At 59.6% G+C, this 14,529-nt stretch carries 16 protein-coding genes; 13 read left to right on the forward strand and 3 right to left on the reverse strand.

Annotated elements, in window-relative coordinates; all coding sequences use genetic code 11:
* Positions 1-181 precede the first annotated feature (181 nt).
* From C8N31_RS15840 to der, 3 genes are read left to right on the forward strand one after another with little or no spacing between them, the layout of a single operon-like run.
* Entirely contained in the window at positions 182-883 is a 702-nt protein-coding gene (locus C8N31_RS15840; protein WP_025048705.1) for a tetratricopeptide repeat protein, read from the forward strand.
* 46 nt (positions 884-929) lie between these two features.
* A complete protein-coding gene (locus C8N31_RS15845) occupies positions 930-2,285 on the forward strand; it encodes a PQQ-like beta-propeller repeat protein (protein WP_025048706.1) in 1,356 nt (451 codons plus the stop codon).
* Positions 2,286-2,343: 58 nt separating this feature from the next.
* Positions 2,344-3,807 carry a ribosome biogenesis GTPase Der gene (gene der, locus C8N31_RS15850; protein WP_025048707.1) on the forward strand — a complete coding sequence of 488 codons (1,464 nt, stop codon included), beginning with the start codon at positions 2,344-2,346 and terminating at the stop codon, positions 3,805-3,807.
* A 132-nt stretch (positions 3,808-3,939) separates the two neighbouring features.
* Here the strand turns inward: der and C8N31_RS15855 are convergent, their stop codons facing one another.
* The 3 genes from C8N31_RS15855 to C8N31_RS15865 form a co-directional block, all read right to left on the reverse strand.
* The gene (locus C8N31_RS15855) at positions 3,940-4,656 is read right to left on the reverse strand and encodes a tryptophan-rich sensory protein (RefSeq protein ID WP_231476833.1); all 717 of its coding nucleotides are present in this window, start codon (positions 4,654-4,656) and stop codon (positions 3,940-3,942) included.
* Between the two features lie 119 nt (positions 4,657-4,775).
* On the reverse strand, positions 4,776-6,068 hold the full coding sequence (serS, locus tag C8N31_RS15860; protein WP_025048709.1) for a serine--tRNA ligase: 1,293 nt from the start codon (positions 6,066-6,068) through the stop codon (positions 4,776-4,778).
* An 86-nt stretch (positions 6,069-6,154) separates the two neighbouring features.
* Positions 6,155-7,468, reverse strand: a complete 1,314-nt coding sequence (locus C8N31_RS15865) for a pentapeptide repeat-containing protein (protein ID WP_025048710.1) — start codon at positions 7,466-7,468, stop codon at positions 6,155-6,157.
* A 181-nt stretch (positions 7,469-7,649) separates the two neighbouring features.
* Here C8N31_RS15865 and yajC point away from each other — a divergent pair, with 181 nt between their 5' ends.
* From yajC to C8N31_RS15915, 10 genes are all read left to right on the forward strand, one after another.
* Positions 7,650-7,928, forward strand: a complete 279-nt coding sequence (yajC, locus tag C8N31_RS15870; RefSeq protein ID WP_025048711.1) for a preprotein translocase subunit YajC — start codon at positions 7,650-7,652, stop codon at positions 7,926-7,928.
* 39 nt (positions 7,929-7,967) lie between these two features.
* Entirely contained in the window at positions 7,968-9,617 is a 1,650-nt protein-coding gene (gene secD, locus C8N31_RS15875; RefSeq protein WP_025048712.1) for a protein translocase subunit SecD, read from the forward strand.
* A gap of 1 nt (position 9,618) precedes the next feature.
* Positions 9,619-10,587, forward strand: a complete 969-nt coding sequence (gene secF / locus C8N31_RS15880; RefSeq protein ID WP_025048713.1) for a protein translocase subunit SecF — start codon at positions 9,619-9,621, stop codon at positions 10,585-10,587.
* A complete protein-coding gene (locus C8N31_RS15885; RefSeq protein WP_025048714.1) occupies positions 10,580-11,335 on the forward strand; it encodes a sulfite exporter TauE/SafE family protein in 756 nt (251 codons plus the stop codon). Before secF ends, C8N31_RS15885 begins: the two co-directional genes overlap by 8 nt.
* A 3-nt stretch (positions 11,336-11,338) precedes the next feature.
* Positions 11,339-11,692 carry an Mth938-like domain-containing protein gene (locus C8N31_RS15890; protein WP_025048715.1) on the forward strand — a complete coding sequence of 118 codons (354 nt, stop codon included), beginning with the start codon at positions 11,339-11,341 and terminating at the stop codon, positions 11,690-11,692.
* Positions 11,693-11,743: 51 nt separating this feature from the next.
* Positions 11,744-12,361 (forward strand): heme ABC exporter ATP-binding protein CcmA, encoded by a 618-nt coding sequence (gene ccmA / locus C8N31_RS15895; RefSeq protein WP_025048716.1) that lies wholly within the window; start codon positions 11,744-11,746, stop codon positions 12,359-12,361.
* Positions 12,358-13,014: a heme exporter protein CcmB gene (ccmB, locus tag C8N31_RS15900; RefSeq protein ID WP_025048717.1), complete on the forward strand. Its 657-nt coding sequence runs from the start codon at positions 12,358-12,360 to the stop codon at positions 13,012-13,014. Before ccmA ends, ccmB begins: the two co-directional genes overlap by 4 nt.
* A gap of 78 nt (positions 13,015-13,092) precedes the next feature.
* Positions 13,093-13,827 (forward strand): heme ABC transporter permease CcmC, encoded by a 735-nt coding sequence (gene ccmC / locus C8N31_RS15905; RefSeq protein ID WP_025048718.1) that lies wholly within the window; start codon positions 13,093-13,095, stop codon positions 13,825-13,827.
* Positions 13,827-13,982, forward strand: a complete 156-nt coding sequence (gene ccmD / locus C8N31_RS15910; protein ID WP_025048719.1) for a heme exporter protein CcmD — start codon at positions 13,827-13,829, stop codon at positions 13,980-13,982. Before ccmC ends, ccmD begins: the two co-directional genes overlap by 1 nt.
* Positions 13,975-14,517: a DsbE family thiol:disulfide interchange protein gene (locus C8N31_RS15915; RefSeq protein WP_025048720.1), complete on the forward strand. Its 543-nt coding sequence runs from the start codon at positions 13,975-13,977 to the stop codon at positions 14,515-14,517. Before ccmD ends, C8N31_RS15915 begins: the two co-directional genes overlap by 8 nt.
* Positions 14,518-14,529 lie beyond the last annotated feature (12 nt).

Here is a 14,529-nt window from a genome sequence, read left to right on the forward strand (position 1 = left end):
AGGAGCGGCCATGGGCACTATTTAGGGTATGTTATCTAAACTGACTAGTTTAGGTGCGCATTTTTTTTATATTGAATCGATTGCAAGCCGGAAAATCAGGCAGATAGAGGGCGGGCAAGGCCTTGGCTTGATGCGGTAGGCAGGCTAAGAGGGTCAAAATCGAAGGCCGGGGGCAGGCGCAATGAGCGATACCGACAGTTTCATCGAAGAGGTCAACGAAGAAGTGCGCCGTGATCGGCTGTACAAAATGTTGCGCCGATATGGCTGGATCGCGGTCCTTGTGATCTTGTTGATCGTCGGCGGCGCCTCTTGGAACGAATACCAAAAAGCCCAGACCAGAGCGCAAGCCGAAGCTTTGGGTGACGCGATGCTCAACGCGCTTGAGCAAAACGAAAGCGCCGCACGAGCCAGCCAATTGGCTGCGATTGAGGCAGGCACACCGGGGGCCAGAGCGGTGCTCCGCCTTATGACCGCAGCTGAGCAAGCCACCGCAGGTGATGCCGCCGCTGCGGTTGAAACCCTTGATGCGCTGGCCATCGACGGCGAGGTTCCCCAGATTTATCGCCAGATTGCCGGTTTCAAGTCATTGACCCTGCAAACGGGCACCACTCCGGCGGATGACCGCCGCTTGTCGTTTGAGGCGATGGCGCAGCCGGGCAACCCGTTGCGGCTGCTGGCGGTGGAACAATTGGCCTTGATCGACATTGAAACCGGCGCACCCGAAGCGGCGCTTGAGCGCTATCAGGCCATTCTGGCGGATGCCGAGACGACCTCGGACTTGCAACAACGTGCGCTACAGGTGATTGTAGCCTTGGGCGGCGAACCTGATCTGGACGGTATTGTCGGATTGGACGGGGCCGAAGCGCCCGCAGGCGAGAATTGATGAACGGGGTGCGCCCCGAAAAGACGAAACAGAAGTGAGCAGGGCGATGATCCAACCAAAGCGTTTTGCGGTCCATCCGGTGATGTGCGGCCTTTTTGCCGGTGCGCTGGTGCTGAGCGCCTGCACCGAGAGAGAGACCTATCTGGTCGGCGAACGGGAAAACGTCCGTTCGGTGCTGACGGATCCCGATCTTGCTGAACCGCTTCAGGTGCGTGATACCAGCCCGAATGAAAGTCGCCCCATCGCGCTGGGCGCTGCCAGCAACAACGCCAGCTGGAGCCAAAGCGCGGGCACACCAAAGTACCGCACATCCCATCCGGCCCTGCGCGCCGCGCCGCAACTGGCGTGGAGCGCGGATATCGGTCAAGGTGACAGCCGAAAATTGCGGATCTCCGCCAATCCTGTTGTCGCATCCGGGCGGGTCTTCACCCTTGATGCATCGGCGACATTGACAGCCACATCCACCTCGGGTGCAACCTTGTGGTCGCGCGATCTGACCCCGGCGTCAGACAAAGCCGGGCAAAGCTCTGGCGGCGGCCTCGCGGTTGAGGGCGACACTGTCTATGTCTCTGTGGGGTATGGTGTGCTGTCGGCCATCGACGCGGCATCCGGCGCGGTGCGCTGGTCGCAAGACCTCGATGCCAGTGGCACGGGCACCCCAACGGTTTATGGCGATCTGGTTTACCTGACCGCAGGGGATGACACGGGCTGGGCTGTGCGCAAATCCGACGGCCGCATCCAATGGCAGGTGTCCGCAACGCCAAGTCTGCAGAATGTGCTGGGCACACCGGCCCCTGTGGTAAATGACCAATTGGCGATTTTCTCTTTTGGGTCGGGCGAAGTGCAGGCGGTGTTCCGCCGTGGCGGTTTGCCGCGCTGGAACACAGCCGTCGTGGGCAAACGCCCCGGCCGCGCGATGTCGTCTATCTCTGACGTCACCTCCGCGCCTATGCTGTCGGGCGATACCCTTTATGCTGGCAACCAGTCTGGCCGTCTGATGGCGCTTAAACTGGGCAGCGGCCAACCGGCATGGACCGCCCGCGAGGGCGCAATTGGCCCGGTCTGGCCGGTTGCCGGCAGCGTCTTTGCGCTGACCGATCTCAATGAACTGGTGCGCCTAGATGCCAATGATGGCAGCCGCATCTGGGGCGTACCCCTGCCGAACTTTGTGAAATCCAAGCCCAAGCGGCAGTCCGAGGTCTACGCCCATCACGGCCCTGTTGTGGCGGGCGGGCGTGTGCATGTGGCCTCCAGCGACGGGGTGCTGCGCAGCTTTGATCCACGCGATGGCAGCCTTCTGGGCACCACCGCAATCCCCGGCGGGGCGACCACTGCGCCGGTCGTGGCGGGCGGCACGCTGTACCTTGTCTCGCGCAAGGGGCAATTGCACGCTTTCCGTTGACCGCGAAATGGTCTAAAGCGCAGGCTTGATTTGGCCTGATCCGGCCCGGAGCCTTAAAATGTCCTTTACTCTCGCCATCGTGGGCCGCCCCAATGTGGGCAAATCCACGCTGTTCAACCGTCTTGTCGGCAAACGTCTGGCCTTGGTCGATGACCAGCCGGGCGTGACACGCGATTTGCGCGAAGGCGCGGCGCGTCTGGCCGATCTGCGCTTTACCGTGGTGGATACCGCCGGTCTGGAAGAGGTCACCGATGACAGCCTTCAGGGCCGGATGCGCCGCCTGACCGAACGGGCGGTCGATATGGCTGACATTTGCCTGTTCATGGTCGATGCGCGGGTCGGAATCACCCCGTCTGATCTGGTTTTTGCCGATATTCTGCGCAAACGCTCTGCTCATGTGATTCTGGCCGCCAACAAGGCCGAAGGCAAAGCCGCCGATGCGGGCGTGATCGAGGCCTATTCGCTGGGATTGGGCGAACCGATCCGCATGTCTGCCGAACATGGCGAAGGTTTGAACGACCTCTATTCGGTTCTGATGCCCTTGGCCGATGGCTATGCCGAACGTGCCAGTGACGACGCACCCGAAACCGATGTCGATCTGACCGAGGATGAGGCCGAAGATCCAGATGCGGTTCCCGTGCCTACCAACGCCAAGCCATTGCAGGTTGCGGTTGTGGGCCGTCCCAATGCGGGCAAATCCACCCTGATCAACCAGATCATGGGCGAGGATCGTTTGCTGACTGGCCCAGAGGCGGGCATCACCCGAGATGCGATTTCCCTGCGCACCGAATGGAACGGCGTGCCAATGCGGATCTTTGACACCGCTGGCATGCGTAAAAAAGCCAAGGTGCAGGAAAAGCTGGAGAAACTCAGCGTCAGCGATGGTCTGCGCGCGGTCAAGTTTGCCGAGGTCGTCGTTGTCCTGCTGGACGCAGAAATCCCCTTTGAGCAACAGGACTTGCGCATCGCCGATCTGGCCGAACGCGAAGGCCGCGCGGTGATCATTGCGGTCAACAAATGGGACATCGAGGATGAGCGGCAGGCCAAGCTCAAGTCGCTGAAAGAAAGCTTTGAACGTCTGCTCCCGCAATTGCGCGGTGCGCCACTGATCACGGTATCGGCCAAGACGGGCCGCGGGCTGGACCGTCTGCATGAGGCGATCATGCGGGCCTATGACGTGTGGAACCGCCGGATCAGTACGGCGCAGCTGAACCGTTGGCTTGCCGGTATGATGGAGGCGCACCCGCCGCCCGCGCCGCAGGGCAAGCGGATCAAGCTGCGCTATATGACGCAGGCCAAGACCCGCCCGCCGGGTTTTGTGGTGATGTGCAGCCATCCTGACAAGGTGCCAGAAAGCTATAGCCGCTATCTGGTGAATGGTTTGCGGGTCGATTTTGACATGCCCGGCACGCCGATCCGGCTTTGGATGCGCGGGCAAAATGATGCGAACCCGTACAAGGGCCGCAAAAAGGCACCGCCGTCGAAACTGCGCAAACACACCGCAGGTCGGCGCAGGGATTAAAGAGCACGGGCCGGACTTTTGCAAAAGTCCGGCCCGTTTTCTTTCAAGCAGTCGCACCCTCGTTGATTTCGCGGTAAACACTCAAACTCATGAAAGAGTTTGGTTCGGAAATTTCGAAATGTCCGACGCCCCTCAGCCGCGCATCAAGGCTTTCAACGTTGGAACAACCATCGCCAAAGCACCGCCACCCGCGACATAGGCCACCATCGGTGCAGTCTCCAGATTGTTCACAACCACTGCCACCAACGCCCAGATCACCGCCGCGCCATAGGTCGGTGCCCGGCCCAAAGCGCCCTGAACAAACCCGCCCAGCACAATGGCAAGCCCGATAAACACCAGCGCCGCCGTGGTCTGATCCAACCAGCCATATCCCGCCGCGAGAAGGCCCAGCGATACGCAGGACGCCGCGCTGAGCCACCCGGCATAAAGCCCGACCGGCCAAGCCGCCCAGACCCGATCCCCGACCGGTGCCATAAACAGGGCCGCCAGAGCCGTCAGAAGCATCGCCCAGATCAACACCGCAGCCCAAATGGGGCTCGTCACCGCCACCGCAAGCCAACCGGTGCCAAAGGCAAGCGACAGACACAGTGGCACGCGCATGTCATGCCATTGCCCATCCCGCAACGCCCGAATTGCGCCCCACGCCATGCCCAGGATCAGCCAAACACAAATAAGCCCCCAAATCCCGAAGGCATAGCCCGCCGGCTGAACAGGGGGATTGTCTTGGGGCACCGGAAATTGGTTGGGATCAAAACCGCCAAACCCCTCCACAAAGAAGGGCGAGGCGGCAAAAGACAGGCTCAGCAGAACAGCCAGAAGGGCAAAGGCGGGGCGCATAGGGCCGGACATAGAAAATCCTCGGTCAGTCAAAAGGGCAGGGCCGTGGCCCTCCCCTCCAAGCTAGCCGAGGATCTGTGTTTTTCAAATGGTGCAGACCCAGCCGCGCAAAGCGGCGGGTCTTTGCCGGATCAGGCCAGCGTGCCATCCGCCGCAATGGTGGTTTTGCCGCCCAGATAAGGCGAGAGCACATCGGGCAGTTTCACCGATCCATCCGCCCGTTGGCCGTTTTCCAACACCGCAATCAAACAGCGCCCAACAGCAAGGCCGGACCCGTTCAATGTATGCACAAACTGCGGTTTGCCGCCATCCTTGGGCTTGAACCGGGCGTTCATCCGGCGGGCCTGAAAATCACCTGTGGTCGAGACCGATGAAATCTCGCGATAGGTGTTCTGCCCCGGCACCCACGCCTCAATGTCAAAGGTGCGCCGCGCGCCAAAACCCATATCGCCGGTGCACAGGATCACGGTGCGATAGGGCACGCCCAGCCGTTCCAGCAGATCCTCGGCGCAGCGCAGCATGCGCTTTTGCTCATTATCGCTTTCGGTAGGATGAGTGACGCTGACCATCTCGACCTTTTCGAACTGGTGCTGGCGCAGCATGCCAGAGGTGTCGCGCCCGGCGCTGCCCGCCTCGGACCGGAAACACAAAGTATGGGCGGTATAGCGTTTGGGCAGGGCGGTTTCGTCCAGCACCTCTTCCGCCGCAGTATAGGTCAGCGGCACCTCAGACGTCGGCACCAGCCACCACCCATTGGTGGTTTGATAGCTGTCCTCGCCGAATTTCGGCAGTTTATCCGTGCCATACATCGCCTCGTCGCGCACCAGAACCGGGGTGTTCACCTCGGTCAGGCCGTTGTGATCCACATGGGTGTCGACCATGAACTGCGCCAAGGCGCGATGCACCCGCGCCACAGCGCCCTTGAGCATCACAAACCGGGCGCCGGATGTTTTGGCGGCGGTCTCAAAATCCATGTTCGGGGCCACGCCCGCGATCTCATAATGCTCTTTGGGCTCGAAATCGAATTCCGGCAGATCGCCCCAGCGGTGCACCTCGACATTGTCCGCTTCATCTGCGCCGCTTGGCACATCATCGGCAGGCGAATTGGGAATGCGGGCCAGCATATCGGTCAGCTGCGCATCAAGCTCCTTGGCCTCGCCTTGCATCGCCGCCACTTCGGCCTTTTTGTCAGACACAAGCGCGCGCAGACGCTCAAACTCGGCCTCGTCACCCTTGGCCTTGGCCGCGCCCACCAGCTTGCTGGCTTTGTTCTGTTCGGCCTGCGCGGCCTCAGCCGCACCGATCTTGGCCCGCCGTGCCTCGTCCAATGCCAGCACCTTGGAGGACATCGCATCATCGCCCCGCCGCGCAAGGGCAGCGTCAAGAAGATCAGGATTTTCGCGGATGGCGCGGATGTCATGCATGGGATGCGTCCTTGGAGAAATGAATCGTCTGGCCGCGTTATGCCGGATTGCGCAGCAAAGGGGTAGAGCGGAGTGAGGGGGGCGTGTTACTCGGGATTGTCCGGGTCTTGACCGATGGAGCGTTGGAAGGCGCGCCATTGGTCTCGAAAGTCTTCGAATACGAGGGTTTCTTTCGGCCAATGCTCAGGGGCGTGCTTCGTATTGCTGGGAAGAGTTACACTGGTGTCACCAAACACTTTAGGCAATGCGCGCTCTATATGAGGCACGATACTCAGGTCAACAAACTGTAGCGCAGCACCATCGAGTACCGCATCCAAAAGATCTGTTTTAGCGTCAAATTTTGCAGCTGCGAGATCGGCAAACTGGAGTTCCGCGCTCTTTAGGCATGCCCCTTGAAGTTTCGTACCTCGAAGGTCTGAACATTGCATTTCCGCACAGAGAATGTAGGCTTCGCGTAGGTCAGAACATTCAAAATCGCCTCCCTGAGCGAAGGTTGCAAAAAGGTCTGCACCATTGAAATCAAGCTCCCTAAGGTCCATCCCTTGAAGATTCGCTTTGCTTAGATTGATTTCGACCTGACTGGGATCTACACCCTTTATGCTTTTTAGACGGCCAATAGTTTGGACAGCATTTTCTAGGTCTGAGCGAACACGAACTCGGCACTCTATGAAACGGTCATTTTGTTCGTCGAATGAAAGGGCATTATCCCAATCCAATGGCGGGAAGCTCTCCCTTTCTGTTCGGACAAGCGCGCATAGCATCTTGGCAACTCGGCCGGCAAACTCTGGGCGTTCCCTAACAAGAACTTCCAAGCGGTCAATCCCTGCAATTCTTCTAGTAAAGTCGTCCTGCCAACCATTGCTGGCTTGATCGCCTGTCCATTTACTGACTTGTTTCTGAGCGTACAGGTCTTCAACAGCGGAATTGAATCTATCGTTGAGGAGTGCGTCGAGTTCAATCTCTCGCTGCCTCTCCATCAATTTTGTCTGTTCACGGTTCAACTTCAGCCGAATAATCGTAAAGGGCAGGGCCACCACTGCGCCTAGAACCGCCGTCAACGCCGTCAGTTTTGCGATGGAAAAGCGCCAGTCCCAGATCGCGGCACTGTCACCGGCCAACATCTCCGGTGTCACCCACCAGATCGTTTTAAAGATCGTGATCAGGATACCAATCAACAGAACCAGAAAAATAGCACCCCAGCTTGTAACCATCAGGAAAAACGCAGCTGTTGGAAGCCGGTCCAGACCCATTTGAGATTGAAACGATGCAATCGCCTCCTTGGGTTTTGCCTTGGCGGGCATCATCGCAAAGACAACCAGCGCGGATGCCAGCCCAAAGGCGAGCAGCACGCCAATGGCCAAAACTAGGCTTTCAGGGAGCGGGATTGTAATCTGGGTCATTCAAATACTTCTTGGACAATGTCGGGCAGGCACAACTTATCCGAGACTATCCGCTTCCTCCGTCCCGTCCACCCAAATCTCCCCTTTGCACCTTGCGCCCCGCCCTTGCCACGCATAGGTTCTGCCAAACTTCGTGGTGGGGCGTTCTGCGCCCTCAACAGCAGCTAAAAGGACCACCTCCATGCAAGGCATCCAGCAATTTATCCCGCTGATCCTGATCTTCGGTATCATGTACTTCCTCCTGATCCGTCCACAGCAGAAAAAAGCCAAGGAACATCAGGCAATGGTGGCGGCCCTGCGGCGCGGGGATCAGGTTGTGACCCAAGGCGGCATGATCGGCAAAGTGGTCAAAGTCCGCGAAGATGGCGAAGTGGAAGTCGAGATCGCAGATGGCGTCAAAGTGCGCGTGATCCAGTCCACTATCGCAACCGTTGTGTCCAAGACAGAACCGGCCAAATAAACCGCCCCTGCGGCCAACGCTTAAGATAAAGGCGGACTCATGCTTCAGATTGATCTGTGGAAACGGATTGCGATTGCGCTGACCTGTGCCGTTGGGCTTTGGTTGGCGTTGCCCAATGCGTTTTACGGCCCCGTGGAACAGCACAACGATGCCGCCAAGGCGATTGAGCTGTCCGGCTCCACTCCCGAGCTTGAGGCGCAGCTGGCGCTTTGGCCCGATTGGATGCCATCAGGGCTGGTCAATCTGGGGCTAGATTTGCGCGGCGGTGCGCATCTGTTGGCCGAGGTCAAGGTGCAGGACGTCTATGCCGCCCGGATGGAGGCCCAATGGCCCGAGGTGCGCGATGCCTTGCGCAGCTTGACCCCGGTGCGCCGCCAGCAGTCCCCAGAAGATGAGCTGCGTGTGCGGCTCAACGATCCGGACAAGATGGCGCAAGCGATGGAAATCGTGCGCGGCCTGGCGCGGCCCGTGACCACATTGACCGGGGCAGGGGCCAATGACATCGACGTGCGCGGCGAAGACGGGATGATCGTCGTCACACTGTCGGATGCCGAAAAGCAGGCGACCGATGAACGCACGATGCAGCAATCGCTTGAGATCATCCGCCGCCGGATTGACGAGGTTGGCACCCGCGAACCCACGATCCAGCGGCAGGGCGCGGACCGGATCCTCATTCAGGTGCCGGGCATCGGATCAGCCGCTGAACTGAAAGAGATCATCGGCACCACTGCCCAATTGACCTTTAATCCGGTTGTAAACCGCGGCTCGGATGCCAATGCCAACCCCGGTATTGGCAACAAGCTGCTGCCCTCCGTCGATGAAGAAGGCGCCTATTACATCGTGGAATCCGCGCCTGTCGTCACCGGCGAAGAACTGGTCGATGCGCAGCCCAGCTTTGATCAAAACGGATCGCCCGCGGTTAGCTTCCGGTTCAACACATCCGGCGCACGCAAGTTCGGCAACTATACCGCCGAAAACATCGGTGCACCCTTTGCCATCATTCTTGATGACGAGGTGATCAGCGCCCCCACCATCCAAAGCCATATTCCCGGCGGATCGGGCATCATCACCGGTAATTTCGGCGTTGAAGAAAGCACCAATCTGGCGGTCTTGCTGCGCGCCGGCGCCCTGCCTGCGGGGCTCGATTTCCTTGAGGAACGCACCATCGGTCCCGAATTGGGCCAAGACAGCATTGACGCAGGCAAGGTGGCGACGATCATCGCCTTTGTCGCCGTGTTGGTCTTTATGTTCCTCAGCTATGGCCTATTCGGCATTTTTGCCAATATCGCTCTGATCATCAACGTTGGTATGATCTTTGGCCTGCTCAGCCTAGTCGGCGCGACGCTGACCTTGCCGGGCATTGCGGGGATCGTTCTGACGGTGGGTATGGCAGTGGATGCAAACGTACTGATCTTTGAACGCATCCGCGAAGAGTTAAAAACCGCCAAAGGGCCAGCCCGTGCTATCTCTCTGGGTTATGAAAAGGCGCTTTCGGCGATTGTTGACGCCAATATCACCACATTGATCACAGCTGTGATCCTGTTCGTCATGGGCTCCGGCCCGGTCCGCGGCTTTGCGATCACGCTGGGCTTTGGCATCATCACATCCGTGTTCACCGCGATCTTTGTCACCCGCCTTTTGGTGGTGATCTGGTTCGAGGCACGCCGCCCGAAAACGATTGAGGTCTGACATGCGTTTGCGTCTGTTCAAGGAAAACTCGAACTTCGATTTCTTCAAACACTGGAAGATGTGGCTGGGCATTTCGGGGCTGATGATGGTCATCGCCTTTGCGTCCTTCATGATCCAGGGTCTGAACTTTGGCATCGACTTTCGCGGCGGCACCACGATCCGTACCGAAAGCCCGCTGGCCGTAAACGTCGCCGAATACCGCGGGGCGATGGAAACACTGGATCTTGGCGATATTACCATCACCGAGGTATTCGATCCGACCTTCCGCGACGATCAGAATGTGGCGATGATCCGCATTCAGGCGCAGGACGAGCAAGAAGCCGTGACAGTTGACACCATCGAGGCGGTTCAGGCCGCGCTGAAAGGCGTTCGCCCGGATATCAAGTTTACCTCGGTCGAATCTGTTGGTCCCAAAGTCTCGGGCGAATTGATCCAAACCGCTGCAATTGCTGTGGTTTTGGCAATTGGCGCGGTCCTGATCTACATCTGGCTGCGGTTCGAATGGCAATTTGCCGTCGGCGCGGTACTGGCGCTGGTGCATGACGTTTTGCTGACCATCGGGATCTTTTCTGAGCTGCAAATCCGCTTTGATCTGGCGATTATTGCCGCGCTGTTGACCATTGTGGGTTACTCGCTCAACGATACGGTTGTGGTGTTTGACCGGGTGCGTGAAAACCTGCGCAAGTACAAGAAACGCGATCTCAAAGAGGTTCTGAACCTGTCGATCAACGAGACAATGAGCCGGACGTTCATGACCTCTGTCACGACCCTGCTGGCGCTGATTGCGCTGTTTGTGCTGGGCGGTGATGTGATCCGCGGTTTTGTCTTTGCGATGATCTGGGGCGTGATTGTGGGCACCTACAGCTCGATCTTTGTGGCCTCGGCGGCGCTGTTGTACCTCGGGGTCAAGCGCGATTGGTCCAAGCCCGATGCAAACGCAGGCAACCAATACGCCAACATAGATGCCTGATTGGTTGTTGCCAGCCGGATCGCCCGAGGGGGTGATCTGGCTGGTGGTGGCTGTCTTTGTCGCGGGCATTGTACGCGGCTTTTCCGGTTTTGGTTCTGCGATGATCATCATGCCGGTTGCCGCCTCCGTGCTATCTCCGGTGGAGGCGGTGATTTTCCTGACAGCGGCCGAAATCCTCGGCCCGGCTCCCAACCTGCGACCCTCACTGCGCGACGGGACACCACGCGATATAGGGCGTCTGATGCTGGGCGCCTTGGTCTGTCTGCCCATTGGCCTGTGGCTTTTGACCCAACTGGACCCACTGGTATTTGGCTGGATCATCTCGGGTATTGTTTTGTTGCTGTTGGTGTTGGTCATCTCCGGCTGGCGCTATACCGGAGCGTTGTCCGCAAGGCTGACCGTTGGTGCAGGCGGCATCGGCGGGTTTATGACAGGATTTGCCGGCATTCCCGGCCCGCCGGTGATCATGCTCTATATGGCCAGCACGCTGCCTGTGGCGACGATCCGCGCCAATCTGATGCTCTATCTGTTTGCGGTGGATCTGGTGCTGTTTCCGGTGCTGTGGCTGAGTGGGCTGATGGTCTGGCCGGTCTTTGCACTGGGTCTGATGCTGGGCGTGCCCAACCTGATCGCCAATGTCATAGGCGCACGCCTGTTTAACCCCAAGGCGGCACGGCTTTTTCGTTTTGTGGCCTATCTCGTGATTTTCAGTTCCGCTATTCTGGGGCTGCCGATTTGGAAAGGATGATCCATGCGCCTGAATGAAGTGGAATATAACAACGCCCAGCCTGTTGAAGGCTACGGCCCCGGCTTTTTCCGCATCGGCGGGCAAGTGATCCAGGGGCCGGTGATCACCGGCGCGGAGGGGCCGCAACGCTGGGGCGGGTTTGAGGACACAGCGCCGCTTCTGGCTTTGGCCGGAGAAGTGGACGTGTTGTTTGTCGGCACTGGCGCCGAGATTGCCCATCTGCCCGATGATCTGGACCGCCAGTTGCAAGAGGCCGGTATCGCAGCAGAGCCGATGTCATCCCCTGCCGCCTGCCGCACCTATAACGTGCTGCTGAGCGAGGGCCGCCGGATCGCGCTGGCGATGATCCCTGTCTGATGCGCCGCAATGCCGCTTTTGCATGACGCGCCAATCGGATAGGCCTGTGCCATGACTTTGCGTGTGGACAACCTGACCCTTGCCCGTGGCGGCGTGCCGGTGCTGACCGGTGTGTCCCTGACGGTAGAGCCCGGTCAGGCGCTGATCCTGCGCGGGCCAAACGGGGCGGGCAAAACCACGCTGCTGCGCACCATCACCGGTTTGCAGCCGCCCTTGTCTGGGCAGATCACCGGCGCAGAGGATCAGATTGCCTATGCTGGCCACGCCGATGGCCTCAAAGCGATGCTCAGCGTGCGTGAGAACCTGATGTTCTGGGCGCAGGTCTTTGGCCGCACCGATATCACCGCAGCGCTGGACGCCTATGCCCTGCACCCACTGGCGGACCGTTTGGCGGGCACCCTGTCGGCTGGGCAAAAGCGCCGTTTGGGTCTGGCGCGATTGTTGGTGACCGGGCGGCCGATCTGGATCTTGGATGAACCCACCGTGTCATTGGACAAAGACGCCGTTGCGCAGTTTGCCGCGGCGGTGCGGGCGCATCTGGGGCAGGGCGGTTCGGCCCTGATGGCTACGCATATTGATCTGGGGCTGGAGGCCGACGTGCTCGACCTTACACCGTTTCGCGCTCATGCCAGCGCCCGCGCCGGTGCCAGCGATGAGGCGTTCCTATGATTGCCCTGCTGATCCGTGATCTGCGTCTTGCCTTGCGGGCGGGCGGCGGATTTGGTCTTGGTCTTGCGTTTTTCCTGATTGTGACAGTGCTGGTCCCGTTCAGCGTTGGTCCGCAGCCCGAGCTGCTGGGCCGGATTGCGGCGGGGGTCTTGTGGCTGGGCGCGTTGCTGGCATGCCTGCTGTCGCTGGATCGCTTGCTGGCGCTGGATTACGAGGACGGCACGTTGGATCTTCTGGTCACCGCGCCGCTGCCGCTTGAGGCGGTGGTCAGTATCAAGGCGCTGGCCCATTGGCTAACGACTGGCCTTCCGCTGGTGTTGGCGGCGCCTGTCCTGGCTGTGCTGCTGAACCTGCCACCCCAAGGGTTTGCGCCACTGGTGATCTCGCTGGCGCTTGGCACACCCGCGCTGTCGGTGATTGGCACCTTTGGCGCGGCTCTGACGGTGGGCATCAAACGTGGCGGGCTGTTGTTGTCGCTGCTGGTGCTGCCGCTTTATGTGCCAACGCTGATCTTCGGGGCCGAGGCCGCGCGGCGCGGCGCGATGGGGATGCAGCACGACACCTATCTGATCATGCTGGCCGGGATCACCTTTGCCACCATCGCGTTGATGCCCTTTGCCAGCGCTGCCGTCCTGCGCATGGGCCTGCGATGATCGCGTCTTTTTGTCCATCCCGCCCCGTTCACGCGTTTGAGCATTGAGCGGACCGCAGCGGAGCGTTAGATAATCCCCATGTCCATTTGGCAATATGCAAATCCCGTGAAATTCCTCGCTCTGTCAGAGCGGGTACAGCCTGTGCTTTGGGTGCTGGCTGCGGCGAGTGTTATCACGGGTCTGGTCTGGGGGTTCTTCGGCACGCCTGATGATTACCGGCAGGGATCAACGGTCAAGATCATCTTTATCCACGTGCCATCGGCCATGATGGCGATCAACGCATGGGTGATGATGCTGGTCACCTCGCTGATTTGGCTGATCCGCCGCCACCACGTCAGCGCGCTGGCCGCCAAAGCCGCCGCGCCGGTGGGCATGGTCATGACTGTGATCGCATTGATCACCGGGGCGCTTTGGGGACAACCGATGTGGGGCACTTGGTGGGCCTGGGATCCGCGCCTGACCTCGTTCTTGATTCTGTTCCTGTTCTATCTGGGCTACATTGCCCTTTGGGCCGCAATCGAAGATCCGGACACAGCGGCGGATTTGACCTCAATCCTCTGTCTGGTTGGCTCTGTCTTTGCGCTGCTGTCGCGCTATGCCGTCAATTTCTGGAACCAAGGCCTGCACCAAGGCACCTCTGTGCCAGTGGCGACGGGCGGGCGCACAGTGGATGATACGTTTTTTGTGCCACTGCTGATTTCTATGGCGGGTTTTGTCCTGCTGTTTTTGGCGCTGGTGCTCTACCGCACGGGCACCGAGATCCGCACCCGCCGGGCCGCCGCGTTGCTGGCCCGTGCAGAGAGGAACCTGTGATGCCGGATCTGGGAAAATATGCGTTTGAAGTGCTGTCGTCCTATGGCGCAACACTGCTTTTACTGGTCGGGCTTTTGGCACTGACCCTGCGCCGGGGCCGTACGGCACGGGCAGCTTTGAAAAAGATCGAAGCGGAGATCAAACAAGATGGCTAAGATTCGCCCCCTGATGATCGCCCCGCCACTGATCTTTGCCGGATTTGTCGCATTGGCCGCCGTTGGCATGTTTCGCGACGATCCCGAAGGCCTGCCCTCCACTCTGGTGGGCCAGCAGGCGCCGGGTTTGCCGGAATTGCCGCTGAATGGGTTCCCGCCCGCCACTGCCGATATGCTGGTCTCGGGCGAGGTGACATTGGTGAATTTCTGGGCCAGTTGGTGCCCGCCGTGCCGCGCCGAACATCCCAAACTATTGGAGATGGCCGCAGACGGCATGCCCATCGTCGGCATCAATTTCAAAGACCTTGAAGGCAACGCAGGCGACTATTTGCGGAACGACGGCAACCCGTTTGTCGGCGTCGGCTTTGATCCCCAGGGGCGCACCGCGATTGACTGGGGCGTGACCGCACCGCCGGAAACCTTCATTCTGGATGGCAGCGGCACGGTGCTGTTCCGTTATGCCGGACCGCTGGTTGGCAGCGACTACGAGCAACGGTTTTTGCCCGCGCTGAGCGAGGCGCTGGACAAGAAGTGAAACGCCCTTAAG

It is taken from the genome of Sulfitobacter mediterraneus (assembly GCF_003054325.1).
GTDB classification, from domain to species: domain Bacteria; phylum Pseudomonadota; class Alphaproteobacteria; order Rhodobacterales; family Rhodobacteraceae; genus Sulfitobacter; species Sulfitobacter mediterraneus.